At 68.9% G+C, this 21,264-nt stretch carries 21 protein-coding genes and 2 pseudogenes; 20 read left to right on the top strand and 3 right to left on the bottom strand.

Features of this window, described 5'->3' with window-relative positions; translation table 11 throughout:
* A partial coding sequence (locus QWZ14_RS04350; RefSeq protein ID WP_290315347.1) for a transposase occupies positions 1-508 on the top strand: 508 nt, incomplete at its 5' end.
* A 63-nt stretch (positions 509-571) separates the two neighbouring features.
* A pseudogene (locus tag QWZ14_RS04345) lies at positions 572-874 on the top strand (IS3 family transposase); the annotation flags it as partial.
* 43 nt (positions 875-917) lie between these two features.
* On the opposite strand, the gene QWZ14_RS04340 reads toward QWZ14_RS04345, so the two are convergent.
* Positions 918-1,811 carry a LysR family transcriptional regulator gene (locus QWZ14_RS04340; RefSeq protein WP_290315346.1) on the bottom strand — a complete coding sequence of 298 codons (894 nt, stop codon included), beginning with the start codon at positions 1,809-1,811 and terminating at the stop codon, positions 918-920.
* A 130-nt stretch (positions 1,812-1,941) separates the two neighbouring features.
* Here QWZ14_RS04340 and QWZ14_RS04335 point away from each other — a divergent pair, with 130 nt between their 5' ends.
* The 16 genes and pseudogenes from QWZ14_RS04335 (at position 1,942) to QWZ14_RS04260 (ending at position 16,797) form a co-directional block, all read left to right on the top strand.
* Positions 1,942-2,349 carry a (R)-mandelonitrile lyase gene (locus QWZ14_RS04335; protein ID WP_290315345.1) on the top strand — a complete coding sequence of 136 codons (408 nt, stop codon included), beginning with the start codon at positions 1,942-1,944 and terminating at the stop codon, positions 2,347-2,349.
* A gap of 23 nt (positions 2,350-2,372) precedes the next feature.
* Positions 2,373-2,786: a cyclophilin-like fold protein gene (locus tag QWZ14_RS04330; RefSeq protein WP_290315344.1), complete on the top strand. Its 414-nt coding sequence runs from the start codon at positions 2,373-2,375 to the stop codon at positions 2,784-2,786.
* A complete protein-coding gene (locus QWZ14_RS04325; RefSeq protein ID WP_290315343.1) occupies positions 2,783-3,991 on the top strand; it encodes an MFS transporter in 1,209 nt (402 codons plus the stop codon). The genes QWZ14_RS04330 and QWZ14_RS04325 overlap by 4 nt, the downstream gene beginning before the upstream one ends.
* Before the next feature lie 121 nt (positions 3,992-4,112).
* Positions 4,113-4,943, top strand: a pseudogene (locus tag QWZ14_RS04320) (alpha/beta hydrolase); the annotation flags it as partial.
* A 43-nt stretch (positions 4,944-4,986) separates the two neighbouring features.
* On the top strand, positions 4,987-5,637 hold the full coding sequence (gene paoA, locus QWZ14_RS04315) for an aldehyde dehydrogenase iron-sulfur subunit PaoA (RefSeq protein WP_290315342.1): 651 nt from the start codon (positions 4,987-4,989) through the stop codon (positions 5,635-5,637).
* Positions 5,634-6,584 carry an FAD binding domain-containing protein gene (locus QWZ14_RS04310; RefSeq protein ID WP_290315341.1) on the top strand — a complete coding sequence of 317 codons (951 nt, stop codon included), beginning with the start codon at positions 5,634-5,636 and terminating at the stop codon, positions 6,582-6,584. Before paoA ends, QWZ14_RS04310 begins: the two co-directional genes overlap by 4 nt.
* A gap of 4 nt (positions 6,585-6,588) precedes the next feature.
* Positions 6,589-8,799 carry an aldehyde oxidoreductase molybdenum-binding subunit PaoC gene (paoC, locus tag QWZ14_RS04305; protein WP_290315340.1) on the top strand — a complete coding sequence of 737 codons (2,211 nt, stop codon included), beginning with the start codon at positions 6,589-6,591 and terminating at the stop codon, positions 8,797-8,799.
* Positions 8,800-8,848: 49 nt separating this feature from the next.
* Positions 8,849-9,616: a carboxymuconolactone decarboxylase family protein gene (locus tag QWZ14_RS04300; RefSeq protein ID WP_290315339.1), complete on the top strand. Its 768-nt coding sequence runs from the start codon at positions 8,849-8,851 to the stop codon at positions 9,614-9,616.
* A 52-nt stretch (positions 9,617-9,668) separates the two neighbouring features.
* Positions 9,669-11,009, top strand: a complete 1,341-nt coding sequence (locus QWZ14_RS04295; protein WP_290315338.1) for a DUF1330 domain-containing protein — start codon at positions 9,669-9,671, stop codon at positions 11,007-11,009.
* A 666-nt stretch (positions 11,010-11,675) separates the two neighbouring features.
* Entirely contained in the window at positions 11,676-12,092 is a 417-nt protein-coding gene (locus tag QWZ14_RS04290) for a thioredoxin family protein (protein ID WP_290315337.1), read from the top strand.
* A gap of 61 nt (positions 12,093-12,153) precedes the next feature.
* Positions 12,154-12,354: a YgaP family membrane protein gene (locus QWZ14_RS04285; RefSeq protein ID WP_290315336.1), complete on the top strand. Its 201-nt coding sequence runs from the start codon at positions 12,154-12,156 to the stop codon at positions 12,352-12,354.
* A 9-nt stretch (positions 12,355-12,363) separates the two neighbouring features.
* The gene (locus tag QWZ14_RS04280) at positions 12,364-13,506 is read left to right on the top strand and encodes an efflux RND transporter periplasmic adaptor subunit (protein WP_290315334.1); all 1,143 of its coding nucleotides are present in this window, start codon (positions 12,364-12,366) and stop codon (positions 13,504-13,506) included.
* Positions 13,503-14,714: an ABC transporter permease gene (locus QWZ14_RS04275; RefSeq protein ID WP_290315333.1), complete on the top strand. Its 1,212-nt coding sequence runs from the start codon at positions 13,503-13,505 to the stop codon at positions 14,712-14,714. Before QWZ14_RS04280 ends, QWZ14_RS04275 begins: the two co-directional genes overlap by 4 nt.
* Positions 14,711-15,406: an ABC transporter ATP-binding protein gene (locus tag QWZ14_RS04270; RefSeq protein WP_290315332.1), complete on the top strand. Its 696-nt coding sequence runs from the start codon at positions 14,711-14,713 to the stop codon at positions 15,404-15,406. Before QWZ14_RS04275 ends, QWZ14_RS04270 begins: the two co-directional genes overlap by 4 nt.
* 101 nt (positions 15,407-15,507) lie before the next feature.
* A complete protein-coding gene (locus tag QWZ14_RS04265; protein ID WP_290315331.1) occupies positions 15,508-16,548 on the top strand; it encodes a permease in 1,041 nt (346 codons plus the stop codon).
* A 12-nt stretch (positions 16,549-16,560) separates the two neighbouring features.
* Positions 16,561-16,797, top strand: a complete 237-nt coding sequence (locus QWZ14_RS04260) for a thioredoxin family protein (protein ID WP_290315330.1) — start codon at positions 16,561-16,563, stop codon at positions 16,795-16,797.
* A 46-nt stretch (positions 16,798-16,843) separates the two neighbouring features.
* On the opposite strand, the gene QWZ14_RS04255 is transcribed toward QWZ14_RS04260, so the two are convergent.
* Both QWZ14_RS04255 and QWZ14_RS04250 read right to left on the bottom strand, forming a co-directional pair.
* A complete protein-coding gene (locus QWZ14_RS04255; protein ID WP_290315329.1) occupies positions 16,844-17,380 on the bottom strand; it encodes a hypothetical protein in 537 nt (178 codons plus the stop codon).
* Positions 17,381-17,413: 33 nt separating this feature from the next.
* Entirely contained in the window at positions 17,414-19,003 is a 1,590-nt protein-coding gene (locus QWZ14_RS04250) for an ABC transporter substrate-binding protein (protein WP_290315328.1), read from the bottom strand.
* 317 nt (positions 19,004-19,320) lie between these two features.
* Here QWZ14_RS04250 and QWZ14_RS04245 point away from each other — a divergent pair, with 317 nt between their 5' ends.
* Together QWZ14_RS04245 and QWZ14_RS04240 are read left to right on the top strand one after the other, a co-directional pair.
* The gene (locus QWZ14_RS04245) at positions 19,321-20,727 is read left to right on the top strand and encodes a GAF domain-containing protein (RefSeq protein ID WP_290315327.1); all 1,407 of its coding nucleotides are present in this window, start codon (positions 19,321-19,323) and stop codon (positions 20,725-20,727) included.
* Complete coding sequence (locus QWZ14_RS04240; RefSeq protein WP_290315326.1) at positions 20,685-21,119, top strand: GAF domain-containing protein; 435 nt, start codon at positions 20,685-20,687, stop codon at positions 21,117-21,119. Before QWZ14_RS04245 ends, QWZ14_RS04240 begins: the two co-directional genes overlap by 43 nt.
* Positions 21,120-21,264: the final 145 nt, after the last annotated feature.

Genomic DNA, 21,264 nt, shown 5'->3' with positions numbered 1-21,264 from the left:
GACCGACTTCCTGCGCGGCCTGGCCCGGCGCGGCCTGCGCGGCGTGAAGCTGGTCATCTCCGACGCCCATGAAGGGCTCAAGGCTGCTATGGCCAAGCNCCGCATCGTCTCGGCTTGGATCGGCACCGCCTATGCCGAAGCTGATGCTCCCGCTGCTCACGCCCAGTGGCGCCGGGTTGCCGACCAACTCCGCCCCAAGGTGCCGAAGCTGGCCAACCTGATGGATGCCGCCGAGGAAGACGTGCTGGCTTTCATGGACTTCCCCCGCGAGCACCGGGCCAAGCTCCACTCGACCAACCCCATCGAGCGCCTCAACGGCGAGATCAAGCGCCGCACCGACGTGGTTGGCATTTTTCCCAACGAAGCCGCCATCGTCAGGCTCGTCGGCGCGCTCCTGCTCGAGCAGTCCGATGAATGGGCCACCCAGCGATCGCGCTACATGACGCTGGAGACCATGACTGCGGTGAGCGATACTCCAGCCGTCAGCCTGCCAGTCGCGGCGACCTGACGCCGCGGCATAGCCCGCCAAGGAGCATCGCTCCTACACCACGCCATGGGGCACGACCCAGCGGGGCTGATCCACCATTCGTACCGCGGATCGCAATATTGTTCCACGGACTACCAAGCCGAGCTTGAGGCCATGGGCATCCTGATCTCCATGTCCGGGCGGGGAAACTGCTTCGACAACGCCATGGTCGAGACATTCTTCAAGACGCTGAAATCCGAACTCGTCTGGCGCACCGCCTTCGAGACGCGCGCCGACGCCACGGCTGCCATCGGCCGCTACATCGATGGTTTCTACAACCCCATCCGCCGCCATTCCGCGCTCGACTTCACAAGCCCCGCACAGTTCGAGAAGATGGCTCCTACCTGACCCAATGCCTCTCCACTAATGCGGGGCAAGTCCAGTCCGGCCTTCATCTCCTGTAGCGGAGCGCCTCAACCAGCAGGGCAAAGGCCGGCGTGGGCTGGCGGCGGCTGGGGTAGTACAGGTGGTATCCTGGAAAGGGTGGGCACCAATCGGCAAGCACCCGGACAAGCCGACCCGCCTCGAGGTGCCCCCGCACCTGATCTTCGAAAACGAAGGCTAGGCCGAGCCCCGCCAGGACTGCCTTGTTGAGCAGCGGAGCGGTATTGACGACAAGCTGGCCTTCGACCCTCACCTTCATCTCGCGCCGGCCCTTTTCGAACTCCCAGGCGTAGAGCCCGCCCAGGGTCGGCAGGCGTATGTTGATGCAGTTGTGGTCCGTCAAATCCTGCGGCGTCTTCGGCTGCGGATGACGCGCGAAGTAGGATGGTGCGCCGATGACAGCCATGCGGATGTCCGGCCCGATGCGCACTGCGACCATGTCCTTCGCCACCTGCTCGCCGAGGCGTACACCCGCATCGTAGCGTCCGGCCACGAGGTCCAGCAGGGTATTGTCGACCTCGACCTCCACCTTGATGTCCGGGTAGTCGGGCAGCAACTGCTGAAGGGCCGGCAGGAGGATGCTGTCGGCGGGGTGCTCGGCCGCGGTGATCCGGATGGTGCCGCCGGGCTTCTCACGCAGATCGCCCAGCGCGGCGAGCCCGGTATCGATCTGGTCGAGGGCAGGGCCGAGCGTCCGGAGCAGCCGCTCGCCGGCTTCCGTGGGCGCGACGCTGCGGGTGGTGCGCGTCAGCAGCCGTAGCCCCAACCGCGCTTCGAGCGCACGCAGGGTCTGACTCAGTGCCGAGGGGGAGACCCCGATCTGGGCGGCGGCCCGGGTAAAACTGCGCTCGGTCGCCACCGACCGAAAGGCCTGGAGGTCATTCAGGTCGGTCCGCGGCATTATGAAGTCCTACTTCAAGGCTCATGTGACATTTATGGCCTAATTCGCTTCTGCCGCATCCCCCATCTTCCGTCACGACAGTCAGGCGCCACTGCCTCCCCAGGCATTCGGCAGTCGAGGGATGGAGTTCATGGAGATCACGCGCGCAGGCACACAGCCATCAGGACGAGGACCGGCCGACTGGTTCAGCGGCACGGTCCGCATCGATCCGCTGTTCAGCCCGCCCGACCCGGCCCGGGTGGCGGGCGCGTTGGTGACCTTCGAGCCGGGCGCACGGACGGCCTGGCATACGCACCCACTCGGCCAGACGCTGCTCGTGACGGCCGGCTGCGGCTGGGTACAGCGTGAGGGTGGCCCGGTTCAGGCGATCCGTCCGGGCGACGTCGTCTGGTTCGCGCCGGGCGAAAAGCATTGGCATGGCGCTTCGGCCACCACGGCCATGAGCCACATCGCGATCCAGGAAAAGCTCAAAGGGTTGGCCGTGGATTGGCTGGAGCACGTCTCCGATCAGCAATACCTGCCTGGCCCGACTTCCTAGCGCGCGACGTCGGAGACCATCAAATGCTCGAATCGATCATCGGCGCTGCCATCATGACCACCTCCGCCGCAACGACGCCCGTCATGGCAAGCGAGCGTGTCCGGATATCGTCCGACTGGGGCGATGTCACGGCCGATCTCGTGGACAACGCCGCATCGCGCCGTCTCGTGCAGATGCTGCCGCTGTCGATCCCGATGCGCGACCACCTGCGCCAGGAGAAGACCGGCCGGCTGCCGGAGCCCCTGCCGGGCACGGAACGGCAAGCGGACTTCGCGGTCGGAACCTTGGGGCTGTGGGGTTCGGGTGACTTCGTCATCTACTACCGCAACGGCCGTGTGCCATCGCCCGGCATCATCATGATTGGCCACGTCACCGGCGACGTCTCCATCTTTGACCGTCCCGGTCCGATCACCATTCGCGTGGACCGCATCCCATGAGCGTCATCCTTGCGGCTCGCGACAGCGCGGCCATCGCATCCCGGGGCCCGCTATCGGGCGCCGTGCTAGCCATGACGCTCTGCGCCGGCGCGCTGATCGCATCCGAGTTTTTGCCGGTCAGCCTCCTGACGCCGGTGGCCTCCGACCTGCGCCTAACGGAAGGACAGGCGGGACAGGCCATCTCGGTCTCCGGCATCTTCGCTGTCCTCACCAGTCTGTTCGTTTCCAGCGCGGTGGGGCGCCTGGACCGCCGCACCGTCCTGCTGGGCTTCACCGGTCTCATGATCGTCTCCGGTGCCATCGTCGCCCTAGCGCCGAACTTCGTCGTGCTGACGATCGGGCGCGCGCTGCTCGGAATGGCCATCGGCGGCTTCTGGTCGATGTCCACCGCGACGGTAATGCGCATCGTGCCGCGGGATGATGTGCCGAGGGCGCTGGCGATCCTGAACGGCGGCAATGCGCTTGCGGCGACAGTGGCCGCACCGCTCGGCAGCTTCCTCGGCGGGATCATCGGGTGGCGCGGCGCCTTCTTCTGCGTCGTGCCGCTCGCCGTGATTGCCTTCGTCTGGCTGCGTGGAACGCTGCCGCCCTTGCCGGCCGAGCGTCGGTCCAGTGCCGGCGCCGCCTTCAGGCTGCTGGGCCGGCCTCCGGTCGCGCTGGGCATGGCGGCGATCCTGTTCCTGTTTATGGGCCAGTTCGCGCTGTTCACCTATCTCCGTCCGTACCTTGAGACGGTCACGCGCGTCGATGTTCCGACGCTGTCGCTCATCCTTCTGATCCTGGGTGTCACGGGCCTTATCGGCACCTATGCGGTGGGGTGGTTCCTGCGACGCGGGCCGCAGGCGGTGCTGGTCGCCATTCCACTCGGCATGGCCGCGATCGCGATCGCCCTGATGGGAATGGGGCAGGCGCTGATCCCGACCATCGCCCTGCTCGCCGCCTGGGGGCTGATCGGCACGCCGGCGCCAGTCGGCTGGGGAACCTGGCTGAGCCGGACCCTGCCGCAGGACGCCGAGGCGGGCGGCGGGTTGATGGTCGCCACCATCCAGCTCGGCATCACGCTGGGTGCCTCCGTCGGTGGCCTGTTGTTCGACCTCACCGGCTATCGAAGCACCTTCGGCGCCGCTGCGGCCATGTTGTTCGCCTCCGCCGTGCTGGCACTGCTGAGCTGGCGCGCCAGCGCGACCTCATTCTCCGAACGATAGCCCGATGACACCGGAACTACCGACAGGACGGCGCACATCTTGCCGACACACGCACAACCCGACAAGGAAGCCCTTCGATGACTGAGACGCAGCCCACTCCAGGCCAGGTCCCGCATGCGCGCGGACACCGGCCATCATCGTCGGCCACCCGATGGGTGCCGTGAAGGAGCAGAGCGCGAACCTGTACGCCACGAAGATGGCTGAGCAGGGCTTCGTCGCCATGTCCATCGACCTGCCCTTCTGGGGCGAGACCGAAGGCCAGTCGCGCAATCTCGTCTCGCCCGACATGTATGCCGAGGCGTTCAGCGCCGGGGTGGACTTCCTCGGCACCCAACCCTTCGTCAACCGCGACCGCATCGGCGCGATAGGGGTCTGCGGCAGCTTTGTCATCAGTGCTGCCAAGATCGACCCGCGCATGCGCGCCATCGCGACCGTCAGCATGTACGACATGGGTGCCGCGAACCGCGATTCGCTCAACCACAGCCAAACGGTCGAGCAGCGCAAGCAGGTCATCGCGCAAGCGGCCGAGCAGCGCCACGCGGAGTTCGCTGGCGGTGCGATTCAACTGACCGGCGGAACGGTGCAGGAGCTGACGGCGGACACGCACCCGATCCAGCGCGAGTTCTACGATTTCTACCGCACGCCGCGCGGCGAGTTCACGCCTCCGGGCGCGACGCGGCTCACCTCCACGCACCCGACACTGACCAGCAACGTCAACTTCATGAACTTCTACCCGTTCAACGACATCGAGACGATCTCACCGCGCCCGATGCTGTTCATCACCGGTGACCAGGCGCACTCCCGTGAGTTCAGCAAGGATGCCTACAGGCGCGCGGCGGAACCGAAGGAACTCCACTACGTCGCGGGCGCCGGGCATGTTGACCTGTATGACCGGGCGAACCTGATCCCGTTCGACACGCTGGCCGCATTCTTCAACCGCTACCTCGCCTAGGCCCAGACGCGTTCCCCGCATACCCAACAAAGGACGAAGCTGCATGAGAAACCATGCTCAACTTCCGATATCCCGGCGTGCCCTCGTGGCCGGTGCAGCCACAGCGGCAGCGACCGCTTCAGGCGGGGCAGATGCACAACCCGCTTCCGTCGCTAACGCGACAACCAGCCCAGGAGCACCGGCGATGGTGAGGGTATCTCTGCGTGTGAATGACGAAGTGCGCTCCGTCGATCTGGATACGCGTACGACGCTGTTGGATGCGCTGCGCGAGCACCTGCAGCTTACCGGCAGTAAGAAGGGCTGTGATCACGGCCAGTGCGGCGCCTGCACGGTTATGGTGGAGGGTCAGAGGATCTATTCCTGCCTGACGCTGGCGGTGATGCATGAGGGCAATACGGTCACCACCATCGAGGGGCTGGGCCGGCCCGGCAATCTGCATCCGATGCAGGCCGCCTTCGTCAAGCACGACGGTTACCAGTGCGGCTACTGCACGCCGGGCCAGATCTGCGCCTCGGTAGCCGCCCTTGATGAGATCAAGGCCGGCGTGCCGAGCCATGTGACCGCCGACCTGATGGCGACGCCGCAGGTGACGGCTGACGAACTCCGCGAGCGCATGAGCGGCAACATCTGCCGCTGCGGCGCCTATTCCAACATCGTCGATGCGATCATCGAGGTCGCGAGGAGCCCGGCATGAGGCCCTTCACCTACGAGCGCGCCCGCAGCCCCGCCGAGGCGGCCGCGGCGGCCATCCGCAACCCCGGCGCCCGGTTCATCGCGGGCGGAACCAACCTGCTCGACCTCATGAAGCTGCAGATCGAGGTGCCGCCCCACCTGATCGACGTGAACGGCCTCGGCCTGGACCGGATCGAGGGGACGCAGGAGGGCGGGCTGCGCATCGGGGCGCTGGTGCGCAACACCTCGCTCGCGGCGGATGAGCGCGTGCGGCGCCACTACGGCGTGCTGTCCCGCGCCCTGCTGGCGGGGGCCACGGCGCAGCTGCGCAACAAGGCAACCACGGCCGGCAACCTGCTGCAGCGCACCCGCTGCCCCTATTTCTACGACACCGCTCAGCCCTGCAACAAACGCCAGCCCGGCAGCGGCTGCGCGGCGATCGGCGGCGTTACCCGGCTGCTGGCGGTGATCGGCAGCAGCGAAGCCTGCATCGCCACCCACCCCAGCGATATGGCCGTGGCCATGCGCGTGCTGGACGCGGTGGTGGAGACGGTCAAGGCAGATGGCACGACGCGGCGCATCCCGATCGCCGAGTTCCACCGCTTGCCCGGCGACACGCCGCATGTCGAGACGGCGCTGGAGAGGGGCGAGTTCATCACCGCCGTGACCTTGCCGCCGCCGATCGGCGGGCGGCACTTCTATCGCAAGGTGCGCGACCGCGCCTCCTACGCCTTCGCGCTCGTCTCCGTCGCGGCCGTGATGCAGCGGGACGGCACGGGACGCGTGGCGCTGGGCGGCGTGGCGCATAAGCCCTGGCGCGTCGAGGCGGCCGAGGCCGAGCTGCCGCGCGGCGCAAGGCCGGTCACGGCCGCAATCCTGGACAGCGCGAAGCCGACGCACGACAACGCGTTCAAGGTGAAGCTGGCGGAGCGGACGCTCGCCGCCGTGCTGGCTGAGGCGAGGGGCTGAGACGATGAAGTTCGACACCCCCGCCACCAACAACCCGATCGATCAGCTGAAGGTCGTCGGCCAGCCGCTGGACCGCGTCGAAGGCCCCCTGAAGACCACGGGCCAGGCGCCCTACGCTTATGAATGGCAGGACGTGCCGGGCCGCATGGCCTACGGCTACATCCTCGGCGCGACGATCGCGAAGGGCCGCATCGCTGCGATCGACACCGCTGCCGCGCGCCGCGCGCCCGGTGTCCTGGCCGTCGTCACGCATGAGAACGCGGGACCGCTGGGCCGCGGCCAGTTCTACGTCCAGCGTTTCCTCGCCGCGCCGGAGGTGGATCACTACCACCAGCCGATTGCCCTGATCGTCGCGGAGACGTTTGAGGGGGCGCGCGATGCGGCTGGGCTGGTACGGGCGCGTTACGTGGAGGGGCGCGGCGCGTTCGACCTCGCCGCCCAGCGCGACACGGCGCCGGTCGCGCAGCGGGCTCCCTTCGGCGGACCGCCGGAGACCGCCGTCGGCGACTTCGAAGGCGCCTTCGCCGCGGCGCCGGTAACGCTGGACGAGACCTACACCACGCCCGACCAGGCGCATGCCATGATGGAGCCGCACGCGACCATCGCCGCCTGGGAAGGCGACCGGCTGACCTGCCGGACCTCCATCCAGCAGATGAACTGGGGCCTGCGCGACCTGTCCCTCGCGCTCGGCATTCCGAAGGACAGGATCCGGCTGATCTCGCCCTATATCGGCGGCGGCTTCGGGGGGAAGGGAACGGTGCAGTCAGACCTCGTCCTTGCGGCGCTCGGCGCCCGGGCGGCGGGGCGGCCGGTGAAGGTCGCGATGCAGCGGCCGCTGATGTTCAACAACACCATTCATCGGCCCGCGACGATCCAGCGCATTCGGATCGGCGCGACCCGGGACGGCCGGATCACGGCGATCGGCCATGAGAGCTGGTCCGGCAACCTGCCGGGCGGCCGCACAGAGCCCACCACCCTCTCTACGCGCTTCCTCTACGCCGGGGCCAACCGGATGACCCGGGTTCGCCTGGCGGTGCTCGACCTCGCCGAGGGGAACGCGATGCGCGCGCCGGGCGAGGCGCCGGGCCTGATGGCGCTGGAAATCGCCATGGACGAGATGGCGGAGAGACTGGGCCTGGACCCCGTGGCCTTCCGGATCCTGAACGACACGCAGGTGGACCCGGAGAAGCCGGAGCGCCCCTTCTCCACCCGTCCCTTCGTCGAGTGCCTGCGCGTCGGGGCGGAGCGGTTCGGCTGGAGCCGCCGGAGCCCCCGCCCGGGCGCCGTGCGCGACGGCGCGTGGCTCGTCGGCATGGGCATGGCCGGCGCGATCCGCGGCGCGCCCATCTCCAAGGCCGGGGCCCGCGCGCGGCTGGATGCGCGCGGCATCGTCACGATCGAGACGGACATGACCGACATCGGCACAGGCAGCTACACCATCGTCGCGCAGACGGCGGCGGAGATGATGGGCGTGCCGCTAGAGCGCGTCGTCGCAAAGCTCGGGGATTCCAGCTTCCCCGAGACACCGGGTTCGGGTGGTCAGCAGGGCGCTCCCTCGGTCACAGCGGGCGTCTATGCCGCCTGCACGAAGTTGCGGGAGGCCGTGGCGCACCGCCTCGGCTTCAACTCGGCCGACGTCACCTTCGCCGACGGCGAGGTCCGCTCCGGCAACCGCGCCGTACCGCTCGGCCAGGCCGCGGGAGCCGGCGACATCACGGTCGAGGACAGTATGGAGTACGGCGACCTGTCCCAGCGCTTTGCCCAGCAGACCTTCGGCGCGCACTTCGCCGAGGTGGGCGTGGACGCCTACACCGGCGAGGTGCGGGTGCGCCGGATGCTGGCGGTCTGCGCGGCGGGGCGCATCCTCAACCCCAAGACTGCCCGCAGTCAGGTGATCGGCGGCATGGTGATGGGCATCGGCGCCGCGCTGACCGAGGAGATGACGGTGGACAAGCGCCGCGGCTTCTTCGTGAACCACGACCTCGCGGGCTATGAGGTGCCGGTCCACGCCGACGTCCCCCATCTGGACGCTGTATTCATCGACGAGGTGGACCCGACCATGTCTCCCTTGAAGGCGAAGGGCGTTGGCGAGCTGGGGCTGACCGGCGTGGCGCCCGCCATAGCGAACGCAATCTACAATGCCATCGGCGTGCGCGTCCGTGACTACCCGCTGACGCTCGACAAGTATCTGGAGCACCTGCCGGCACTGGCGTGACGGGCGCTGCCAGAGACCCAGACGATATCGCACGGATCAGGAGAGAACGATGAAGCTACTGGCTGCAACGGCAACTGCGCTGTCCCTTCTCGCATCGGGCGTGGCGGAGGCCAGCGGGGCGCCCGCCGCACCTTCGCGCGAGGACCTTCGCGCCGTCGCGCCGGCGCTCGACGCCTACACGCAAAACACGCTAGCGGAGGACCTGTGGAGGCGCCCGGGCCTCTCGCCGCGCGACCGCAGCCTTGTCACCCTCGCGGTGCTGATCGCACGGCAGGGGGCCGTGGAGATGGCGGGGCAGATGCACCTCGCGCTCGACAACGGCGTGACGCCGGCGGAGATCTCGGAAACGATCACGCATCTTGCCTTCTATTCCGGTTGGCCCAACGCGATGCTCGCCGTCACGGTCGCGAAGGAGGTCTTTGCAGAGCGCCGCGTGCCCGCGAGCGCCATCCCACCCGCCGGGGGCGAGCGCCTGCCCCTTGACGAGGCTGCCGAGGCGCGCCGTGCGACGGGCGTGCAGGAGAACTTCGGCGAGGTCTCGCCGGGGGTCGTGCAGTACACGACGAACCCACTGTTCCGCGATCTCTGGCTGCGCCCGGGACTGGCGCCGCGGGACCGCAGCCTCGTCACCGTCAGCGCGCTGGTCGTGGCCGGTCAGTCCGCCCAAATCACCTACCATCTCGGCCGCGCTATGGATAATGGCCTGACGCGGCAACAGGCGTCGGAGGTGCTGACGCAGACCGCCTTCTACGGCGGCTGGCCTAACACCTTCTCGGCGCTGCCGGTGTTCAAGAGCGTTTTCGAATCGCGGCGTTGAGGCACCCCCTGCGCGTCGTACCGTCCGGGCCCATGGCGGCCCAGAGCAGCTGGTGCCGGAAACCGGGGAGGCGCCTGTCCCCGGCCCCGGGCAGATCCTCGTCGAGGTGGAGGCGGCGGGGGTGAACTTCCTCGACGTCATGCAGCGCAAAGGGCACGGCAGGACACCGCCCTTCGTGCCCGGCCTGGAAGGCGTGGGGCGCGTGGCCGCGGTGGGGGAGGGCACGGCCGGCGCGCCCGCGATCGGGACGCGCGTGGCCTGGATCGTCGCGCCCGGCTCCTACGCCGAGCGGGTGATCGTCCCGGCGGAGCGCGCGATCCCCGTGCCCGGCGATCTCGCGCCGGGCGAGGCAATGCTGTTCCAGGCGCTGACGGCGCAGTACCTCGCCGCCGAGTACCGGGACGTGCGGCCAGGCGACCGCGTGCTGGTGCAAGCCGCGGCTGGCGGGGTTGGGCAGATCCTCGTCCAGATGCTGAAGCGCCGGGGCGCCTGGGTAATCGGCACGGTCTCCACGGAGGAGAAGGCAGGGGGCGCGAGCGACGCGGGCGCCGACGCCGTCATCAACTACGGGCGCGACGGTGACTTCCTTCCGGCCTTGCGCAAGCTGACGGACGGGCGCGGCGTGGACCTCGCATTCGACTCCGTCGGCACCACCACTCTCGCGAACACGATCAAGGGGCTGGCGCGGGGCGGGACGGCCGTATCCTATGGCTCCACCTCCGGTCCGCCGCCGGCAGTCAGCCCGATGGAGTTGACCAGCCCCTGTGCGCGCGTCGCCGGCGGCTCGGTGTTCAGCTACGTCGCCGACGCGGCGGAGCTGCGCCGCCGGGCGGTGAAGGTGCTGGACGGTATTCGCGCGGGCTGGCTCCGTCTGCCCCTGGCCCGGAGTTTCGCGCTGGACCACGCCGCCCAGGCCCACCGCGCACCTCGCTCCCATCGACCTCGCTCCCCATCGAGAGGAAAGGGCCCCATCGTGACCACGCGTCGAAGCATCGTCCCGTCAGCGGCCATTGCCGCCGCCCTTCTTGCCGGAGTTGGCGCCGCGCCAGCCGCCGCACAGTTGGCGACCGTGCCGAAGGCCTACTATGTCGCCGAGTTCGAGCCGACCGACCTGGCGGGGCTGCAGCCCTACAGCGCCGGCGTAGCCTCCACCTTCGAGCCGTTCGGCGGGCGCTTCGCCGTGCGCGGCGGGGCGGTGGCTTCGCTGGAAGGCACACCCGTACGCGGGCGGATGATCGTCATCGAGTTCGACAGCTTGGAGCGCGCCCGCGCATGGTACGACTCCCCCGGTTACACGGCGCTGAGGCCCATCCGGCAGCGCTCCGGCCTTTCCCGCACCTACATCGTCGAGGGGATCGCGCCGGGAACGGCCGGGACGCCGCCGGCGCGATAGCGCCCGCGCCGGCCGGTTTCTTGAGCGCGTTCGATAGGCCCATGCGGCATTTCGGGCGTTACCCCGTAATCCCGATCACACTTCCCCGACGAGACGCTGACCGATGGAAGACTCAGGATGCATTCTTTGCATGGACCGGATCGCCGCGGCCGTCTCGGCGCGAGAGCGACAATCGCCGCGACCGCCTGCGTGTCCGCACTAACGAGGAACGCGGCCTTGGCGCGACCTGCGTCGGCGACACTAGCCGGGCAAACGTGCCCGTCTTGCCGGGGCGGCGCCTTCTCAGCCACGACCGCTCCGTCATGGGGCTTCGGCGTGATGGGCATGAATTGCCATGGCGATCCCCATCTGGACTGGGCGGCAATGATCCGGCTGCTGCACTAGGCAGTGGACCGCGGCGTCGGCAATCGTGATCGTGGGCGGCCGCTACCCCGCGGATCAGTAGCAGACCGCCGGACACTAGCCCTCGTCGCACGAGCATCATGAGGCCGGGCTGGAGGCCGACTATCCCGACCGCTCGAAGAAGCCGGTCGACGCTGGCTACCCGCCCTTCGTCGGCCCCTTGACGCCGGAGCAGCACCGCTACGGCCCCTGGGGGCCGATCCAGGACTGGCTGCGCGCCAACCCTGCAGCGTCCCGCGCTACCAACTGACGGAGAAACCAGCCATGGACACGCCGCTCCAGGTGGTCTGCCCGCGTTGCGATGCCATCGACCGCGTCCCGGCCATGCGGCTCGGCGACGGCCCACGCTGCGGCGAATGCCGCGCCGCCCTGTCCGAGGCGCGGTTTCGTCGCCACCTGAAGCACAGCGGCATCCCGCTGCTGCTGGATTTCTGGGCTTCGTGGTGCGGCCCGTGCCGCGCATTGGCGCCGGCCTTCGAGGAAGCGGCGCGGACGCTCTCGCCACGCTTGCGGCTGGTCAAGGTCTCGACCGAGGAGGCGCCGCAGCTTGCCGCCGAAGTGGCGATCCGCAGCATCCCGACGCTCGCCCTGTTCGCCGGTGGGCGGCAGGTCGCGCGCCAAGCCAGCGCCTTGCCTGCCAGCAATATCGTCGCCTGGGCGGACGCCAACGCGGCCGCTTGAGCCAGCGCAATGCATGTCCGGAAACATCCGGTACTCTCCACGCATTGGCAGGAGAACGGACATGACACGCAACGTGGGTGGCATCGACAAGGGGCTGCGGATCCTGGCCGGCCTGGTCCTTCTTGCGCTCGGCTGGCTGGGCCCGCTCGGCTGGTGGGGGCTGATAGGTCTGGTGCCTTTGGCGACCGGGCTGATCGGCAATTGCCCTGTCTACAGCCTGCTTGGCGTGAACACCTGTCCGCTCGACCGGCGTAGCGCCTGATCGCGCCGGATGCGCCGCATCGGCGTTCTGGCCGGCATCGCGCTGGTGGCCGCCGCCGGCGCGGGCGCCTTCTGGGCGCTGCGGCACCGGCCGGTCGAGGTGCCGGTGGCGCGGATGGAGCAGGGGGTGCCGGTGCGCGTCTTCGGCCTCGGCACGATGGAGGCGCGGGTCACCTCCCGCATCGGTTTCGAGGTCGCCGGCACGCTGGTCGTGGTGCTGGCCGACCATGGTGACCGGGTCGTGGCCGGGCAGGTCCTGGCCCGGCTGAGCCCGACGGCGCAGCAGGCCCGCGTCGCCAGGTCGGGGGCCGGGCTGCAGAGCGCCGAGGCGCAGCAATTGCGCGTCGCCGCCGCGCTGGAACGGGCCACCGCCCAGGCGCAGCAGAAGCGCAGCCTGGCCAACCGCCGGCGCGAATTGGCGGCCCGGGGCAATGCCTCGGTCGAGGTCGCGGAACTGGCGGAGACCGAGGCGGTCATCGCCACCGCCGACCTGGCCGTCGCCCGAGCCGACCTGGCGGTGGCGCGCGCCGCCCTGGCCGATGCGCAGGCGGGGCTGCTCGCCGAGCAGACCGCGCTGGCCAAGCATACCCTGGCCGCACCCTATGACGCGCTGGTGGTCGGCCGGCAGCGCGAGCCGGGCAGCGCCCTGGCGCCGGGGGAGGTGGTCTTCACCCTGGTCGATGCCGACACCCTCTGGGCGCTCGCCCATGTGGATGAGGGCCGGGCCGGTCCGATTCGCGAAGGCCAGCCGGCGGTGCTGCGGCTGCGGTCCCTGCCCGGCGAGGCTTTTGCCGCGCGGGTGGTCCGGATCGGCCTCGAAAGCGACCGGGTGACCGAGGAGCGGCGCATCTACGCCCGCTGCGAGACCTGCCCGCCACGGATCATCCTCGGCGAGCAGGTGCAGCTGGAGATCGAGACCGGCCGGCTGCCGAACGCCCGCCTGGTGCCCGAGAACGCCGTCGAGGGCTTCGATGGTGCCACCGGCCGGGTCTGGACCATCGAGGGGGGCGCGCTGCACCGCCGCGAGGTCCGCTTCATTGCCCGCACCCTGGATGCGCGCCTGGCGCTGGACCCGGATTTGCCGGAGACGCTGGCGGTAGTGACCCAGGTTTCGGGCACCATGCAGGAAGGCCGGGCGGCGCGGCCGCGATGAACCTGGCGCTGCGCGACATCCGCCACAACCTCGGGCGGTTCCTGCTGACCTGCCTCGGCCTCGGCCTGCTCCTCGGCGTGGCGCTGGCCATGGTGGGGATTTATGGCGGGGTGGTGGAGGAGGCCCTGTCCCTGGCGCGTGGCCTGCGCGCCGATCTCTGGGTGGTCGAGGGCGGCAGCCGCGGCCCCTTCGCCGAGGCCAGCCGCATCCCCGGCGACGTGCGCGAGGCGGTGGCCCGGCTGCCCGGCGTCACCGCGGCCGGCAGTCTGACCTTCCAGACCGTCGAGGCACGCCATGCCGGCGGCCCCGGCAGCGGCGAGATCCCGAGCGAGGAGCTGGTGCGCGAACGGGCCGGCGAGGCCGGGCGGCAACGCAGCGGCGCCGTGCTGCGGCTGCAGGTTATCGGCTACGAGCCGGACCGGCCGGGCGGCCCGCCCGGCATCCTGGAAGGCCGCGGCATCGGCCGCGGCCGACTGGAGATGGTGCTCGACCGCGGCGCCGGCGCGCCGCTCGGCGCCATGGTGGAGATGGCCAATATCCGCTACCGCGTGGTCGGCATCAGCACCCGCGCCGTCTCGACCGGCGGCGACCCATTGGCCTGGATCACCCTGCGGGACAGCCAGGACCTGCAATTCCGCCTGAACCCGCCGGCGGCGCGGCGGGCACAGCAGGGCGGCGGCGGCGCGCTGCCGCAGGACACGGTGAATGCGGTCATCGCCCGGCTCTCCCCGCACGCCGACCCCGCATCGGTCGCCGCCGAGATCCGCCGCTGGAAGCATTTCGCGGCGCTGACCGCGGCCGAGCAGGAACAGGTGCTGACCCGCAGCGTGGTGGACCGCGCCCGCAAGCAGCTCGGCCTGTTCACCACCGTGCTGCTGCTGGTCTCGGCGGTGATCGTCGCGCTGATCATCTACACGCTGACGATGGACAAGATGCGCGAGATTGCCACGCTGAAGCTGATCGGCGCGCCGGATTCCACCATCGTCGCGCTGGTGATGCAGCAGGCCATGCTGTTGGGCGCCGTCAGCTTCGCCGGCGGCGCGGCGCTGCTGCTGGCGGTGAAGGACCACTTCCCGCGCCGCGTGGTGCTGGGGCCGGAGGAGATTGCCGGCTTCGGCCTGCTGGTCTTCGTCATCTGCCTTTTCGCCAGCCTGCTTGGCGTGCGCTACGCGCTGCGGGTCGAGCCGGCCCAGGCGCTGGGGGGATGAGCGCGCTGGTCGCGTTGCAGGGCATCGCCAAGGGCTTCGGCGCCGGCGAGGCCCGGGTCCAGGCGCTGTCCGACATCACCCTGAGCGTCGCCGCCGGCGAGGTGGTCGGCCTGCGCGGCCCCTCCGGCAGCGGCAAGTCCACGCTGCTGAACCTAGTCGCCTGCATCCTGGAGCCGGACGAGGGCATACTCCGCCTGGCCGGCGAGACGGTGTGGCAGGGACGCTGGGCCAAGGCCGACCTGCGGGCGCTGCGGCGCCGGACCATCGGCTTCATCTTCCAGTTCCACAACCTGCTGCCCTTCCTCGATGCCACCGACAACGTCGCCCTGGCGATGACGCTGAACGATGTTCCGCTGCCGGAGGCGCGCGACCGGGCCCGCGCCCTGCTCGACTACCTGCAGATCGGCCGGCGGGCCGGCGCGATGCCCGCCAAGCTCTCGGGCGGCGAGGCGCAGCGGGTGGCGATCGCCCGCGCCCTGGCGAACCGGCCGCATATCATCCTGGCGGACGAGCCCACCGCGGCGCTCGATTCCGAGCGCGCCCAGGTGGTGATGGACCTGCTGCGCCGGGTGGCGCGGGAACAGGCCGCCGCAGTGCTGGTGGTGACGCATGACGACAAGATCTTCGGCCGCTTCGACCGGCTGGTGAGCCTGCGCGACGGGCGCATCGAGGGCGAGATGCGGCCGGGCTGATTCCTGCCGGCTGTTGCGCTGCCTCAAAGCGTGGCGCCGGGGGCGGGCGCAGGCTGCCAGCAGGCCGGATGGCGCGTGCCATCGGCAAGGAGGATCTGCCGATGACGGCCCGAAGCCTTCGTCCCATGGGCTTCGACCCGGTGTTGCTGTGGCTGCTCGCCGCGCCGGCCTGGGTGCTGCTCTATACCTCGCTGGTGCCACTCGCTGACTTGGCCTTCGGCTTGACGCCGCTCGCGCGGGACACGCGCCTCGGCGAGGCGGTGTGGTTCTTCGCCTATGACACGCCGAAGGTGCTGCTGCTCCTCACCGGTGTGGTCTTCGCCATGGGGATTATCCGTTCCTTCTTCTCGCCGGAGCGCACCCGTGCGCTGCTGGCCGGGCGGCGGGAGGGTATCGGCAACGCCATGGCGGCATCGCTCGGCATCGTCACGCCCTTCTGCTCCTGTTCAGCCATCCCGCTGTTCATCGGCTTCGTCTCGGCCGGCGTGCCGCTCGGCGTGACCTTCTCCTTCCTGATCGCGGCGCCCCTGGTCAACGAGGTCGCGCTCGGCCTGCTCTTCGCCACGCTCGGCTGGCGGATCGCGCTGACCTATCTGACCTTCGGGCTTGCCATTGCGATCAGCGCCGGCTGGGTCATCGGCAAGCTGAGGCTCGAAGGCTGGCTAGAGCCCTGGGTCCTGACAATCCAGGCCGGTGGCGCTGGGATTCCCGCGGCATCGGTCACCTGGCCCGACCGTATCCGCGCCGGCACCGAAGCGGTGCGAGAGATCGTTGGCCGCGTCTGGTACTGGATCATCGCCGGCATCGCGGTGGGCGCGCTGATCCACGGCTATGCGCCCGAGGAACTGCTCGCCTCGATCATGGGCAAGGAGGCCTGGTGGTCGGTACCGGCCGCGGTCCTGATCGGCGTCCCGATGTATTCCAACGCCGCAGGTATCATCCCCGTGGTGGAGGCCCTGCTCGGCAAGGGCGCGGCGCTTGGCACCGTGCTCGCCTTCATGATGTCGGTCACCGCGCTGTCGCTGCCAGAGATGGTGATCCTGCGCAAGGTGCTGTCGATGAAGCTGATCGTGGCTTTCGTCACCGTCGTGACGATCGGCATCCTTGCTGTCGGCTTCCTGTTCAACCTGCTGATTGCCTGAAGGATTGTGGCCATGAAGAGCGTCAAGGTGCTTGGTCCGGGTTGCAAGCGTTGTGAAACGGTGTCGCGGATGGTCAGCGAAGCGGCGGCCAGGCTCGGCGTCGAGGTTTCGGTCGAGAAGGTCAGCGACTACGCCGAGATAGCCGGCTTCGGCGTCGTCTCCACACCGGGCCTGGTTGTCGACGGTAAAGTCGTCCACGCCGGGGGTTTGCCGAAGCCCGAAGACGTGGCGCGCTGGATCAGTGGATGAAGCTTGGCTCGCGCGGCTCGGTAGTCCGGCCAGGTAATACCCGAGTTTACAGCACCCGCCGCTTCGTCACCGCGACCGACAGCGTAGCGGTTGCGAGATCGAAGGTCGCCGAAGGCGAGATGTTCCGTGCCATCGCCCGGACCGTATTGGTGGTCCAGGCCGTCGCGTCAAGCTCAATGAATCGGGTGAACGAGGCCAGCGCGGCATCGGCGCGATCGCCCACTCGGCAGTTGGCCACGGTCACGTCGAGCAGGCTGGTGACGCCCGGTGCCAGCGAGGGCAGATCCCATGACACCTCCGCCTCGAACTCTCGCGTCCCGACCGGCAGCGCCGGCGTGCCGCAGAGCAGCGCCGGCGCCTCCCCCGGCAGGCCATATAGCCGCAGTGCCTCCAGTTCGATCGTCCCGTCGAAGCCGCAGATGCCGATCTGCGCGAAGGCGACGCTCGGGCCGAGCCGAACCGTCATGCGCCGCTTGAGCGAGGAGTCCGCCATCGGCGCGCCGCCGGTCCAGGCCTTAGAGGGGGTATTCCAAATCGGTGTGGTGAGCGAGGCCAGCACGTCGCCAGCAATGTTCTCCCGCATGGTCACCGCGGCGTCGAAACAGCGGATGGAGAGTTAAGCGCGGCGCAGGTTCCACATGAAGGCGGCGCCGCCCTCGACCATTCCAGTAAGGGAGCGACGATAGGCGGTGCGGATCTGGAATTGGCCGCAATGGATGAAGGGCACCGTCTCGAAGGCTCGCTGTTGGATGCCTTCGGCGACCTCAGCACGGGCGGCATCGTTGGCAGCGGTAGTCCAGTTGGCGGTGAGAGCCTCGATCTGTTCGTCGCCAAACCAGCCTGCCCAGCCCTTGCTGCCGAGGCCGCGCATAGCGAAGTGTTCGACTGGAGAGCCGAGGATAGAGGAGGCTGCCCAGGTGTGGAAGATCGACCAGCCACCTTTGTCAGTTGTCTCGCGGTTGGCGCGGCGGGCGACCAGCGTGGCCCAGTCCATGGCGGCGAACTCGACATTCATACCCAGGCGTTTCAACAGGTCAGCAGTAACTTCGCCCATCGGGTGGATGGTGGGAACATCGCTGGGGCTGAGCACCACGACCTTGGCGCCGTCGTAGCCGGCGGCCCTGAGGGCTGCGCGGGCGCGGGAAAGGTCGGCTGGCATCTGCTGCACCGCCGTATCCGCTCCATGGGGCGTGCCGCAGGGGAACATCGAGCGGCAGTTGACATAGGATGTGGGGTCACCGCCGGTAAGGGCCTGCATATAGTCCTGCTGGTTAACGGCGAGCAGGATGGCGCGGCGGATGGCCTGGTTGTTAAACGGTGCCTGGAGGTGGTTGAAGCGCAGGATGCCGTTAAAGCCGGTGGGATTGGCGTTGCCGATGCGGATCTGAGGATGGGCGCGCAGGCTGGGCACTAGGTCGGGCTGGACCTGTTCGTACCAGTCGATCTCGCCGGACCGCAGGGCGGCGGCGGCGGTTGCCTGTTCCGGCATGGCCTGCCATTCCAGCCGCTCGAAATGGGCGATCTTGGCGCCGGAGGTCCAATCCGCCGGGCCGGAGGCCGGGATGTAGTCTTTGTTGCGAACATAGACGGCGCGCTGACCGGGAATGAACTCCTCCCTCACGAAGCGGTAGGGGCCGCTGCCGGTGGCGTCGGTGACTTGGGTGAAGGGGTCGGTTTTGGCGACATGCTCAGGGATGATGAAGGGGACTGAGGCGCTGCCGCGGGCGATCGCCTCCAGGAAGATGGGGATGGGCTGGGTCAGCTTGATGCGCAGGGTGCGGTCGTTGACGAGACCCCAGTCGTCGACGAACTTTGCGATGGTCTGACCGAAGGTTTCGCGGCCAGCCCAGCGCTTTAGGCTCTGGATCGCGTCCTGAGCACGAACTGGTTCACCATTGTGGAATTTCAGGCCTTCACGCAGCTTGATGACGTAGGTGCGGCCATCGTCCTCGACGATGTGGCCCTCGGCCATTTGTGGAGTGATCTCGCGCTTGCCGGTGAAGCCGAAGAGCGTGTCATAGGCTGCGTAGCCATGGTTAGTGGTGACCAGCGAAGTGTTGAAGACAGTGTCAACCGAGGACAGCGCGGTCAGGGGTGCGACGCGGAGGGTCCGCTCGCGCGCGGACTGGGCGAAGACAGCAGGCGGGCTGAAGCACGCGGTGGCGCCCAATGCAGCTGCGGAACGCAGGACATTGCGTCGTTTCATGGCTCGAGCTCCCCCAAGGTTTCTTTCGGCGTCTAGCGCGCCATTGGAAACGATGTGACAAACGGGGCTCGAAGGGCAAGCCGAATCAACTGGACCGCCTGATTGATTGGCGGTCTGATTGAATTGAGGACACAGGATGCTCGGCAGCGTGCCGTGTCCAGAGTGCAATATCGTGATTGTTGTTCCGCTTGGCTTGCAGCTGAGGCAGAGCGAATGCTCAACCGTGCTGGAGAGACCTGGCACCAGCCCGGCCGGGTTCTCGGCGGGGCTTCCGGTCATAGGACCCGGCTCATCGTGTCCTGCACCTGGATCCTGCCATGCCCCTCTCCGACACCGCCCGCAGTATCCTCACCGAGGCGAGCCAGCACTCGCTCGGCATTGCTGCCCCACCGGCCACGCTCCCTGCTGCCGCCCGGCATGCGGTGCTCAGGAGCCTGCTGCGCCAGGGGTTGGTGGCCGAACAGTCGGCGCCGGGCGGCCATTTGGTCCTGGGTTGGCGGCGGACCGACGGCAGTACGGCGACGGTGCTGATCACCAACGCTGGGCGTCAAGCCATCGGGTATGGCGAGCCGCGGAATGCGGTCGACCCCTTGGCGCCGACCGGCAGTGCCCCCGTCGACGCCCTCGCAGAGCCCCACAGCGAGTCGCTGGTGGCGCCGACGACAAGTCCTGTGGGTGAATGCGACGAAGGCGATAAGGGTGCTGGCGGCCCCTCTACCCTGACCGACTGCGACCGTGAGGTGATTCACATTCCCGGCGCCGTCCAGGCGCATGGCGTGCTGCTCGTGGTGTCGGAGCCCGACCTCGACCTGCCACAGCACTTTCGGCACTTGCTGGCGGCCGTCCACCTGGCTCCGTCCTTGACAGCGATAGGCGGCGAGGCGGTGCGCCACCTGCGCAGCATCACCGGCTTCGGCCGGATCATGCTGTATCGCTTCCTGGAGAATGGCGCCGGCGAAGTGATCGCGGAGGACCGGCGCGACGACCTCGAGCCCTTCCTCGGCTTGCGCTACCCAGCCAGCGACATCCCGGCGCAGGCCCGGCGGTTATTCGTACTCAACCCGCTCCGGGTTTGGGCCGGCACCGATGGCGAACCGGCCCCAATGGTGCCGGTTGTGGACGCGGTAACGGCGCCGCCGCTCGACATGAGCCGCTGCGTCCTGCGCGCCGCTTCGCCGATCCACCTGGAATACCTCCGCAACATGGGGGTCGGCGCGTCGATGGGACTGTCGATCGTCCGTGACGGCGCATTGTGGGGCCTGATCGCCTGCCACCATATGACCGCGCGCCGCGTACCGCACGCCCAGCGCATCGTGCTCGAGGCGCTGGGGCATCTCCTGGCGGTGCAGATCGAGGCGAAGGAGCGTGAGGAGCGGTCGGCCGAGATGGTCCGCTTGCAGGCCTGGACGGTGGCGACGCTCGCCGCCTTGGGCGCGAGTGGCGGCAGTGCCGAGGCGTTGCGCTGCCTCGGGCTGCGATTGCTGCAGTTCGTCAAGGCGACCGGCGCCGCGGTTCACCTTGGCGGACGGACCAGCACCCTCGGCATGGCGCCGGACGCCGCCATGGTCGCCGAGTTGGCGAATTGGCTGGGTTCGTCGCGCCCGGGTCAGGTCGTCGCCACCGACCGGTTGTCGGAAGATTGGGCAGTCGGCCTGAATGCTCCGAGGCGGTACCATACGGAATGCTGGCCGTGCCCGCCTCGCGCCAGGGCGGCGACTATGTGATGTGGTTCAGGCCGGAAGTGGTGCAGACCGTGACCTGGGCCGGCGATCCGACGACGGCTGTGACCCTTGGGCCATCGGGTGATCGGCTGACGCCACGCGGATCGTTTGCCGCCTGGGCCGACACCGTGCGTGGCCGAGCCGAGCCTTGGAGCACCGTTGAGATCGAGGCGGCGCAGGCGTTCTGCTTGGCTGTGTTAGAGTTCGCTCCCTGCCTGCTCGGCGGCATTGCGGCAAGCGACTACGCTGCCGCGCAGCACCGCCAGGGCCTGCTGATCGAGGAGGTCGAGCGGCGCATCGCCGATGCGGTGCTCGCCGCGCGCGGCGCTGATGAGCAGGTCCGTTCACTGGTCGCCACGTTGCAGTCGCTAGCCGAGGGGCTACGGCGACCATAGCCGGCGGTGGGCCTTGGTAGTCCGGCCGCCCTCGGTGCCTCAAGCGCTGGAGACGGATCAGCAGGCCGAATGAGCGGTGCCAGTGGTGCCAGCAAGACGCGATAGTGCCGTTACTCAGCAGTCGGTAATTTAGGCGACAATCCTT

The sequence above is a fragment of the Paeniroseomonas aquatica genome (assembly GCF_030409335.1).
Lineage (GTDB): Bacteria > Pseudomonadota > Alphaproteobacteria > Acetobacterales > Acetobacteraceae > Belnapia > Belnapia aquatica.
The sequence above is the reverse complement of the archived record's forward strand: the minus strand, read 5'-3'. Positions and strand labels throughout refer to the sequence as shown.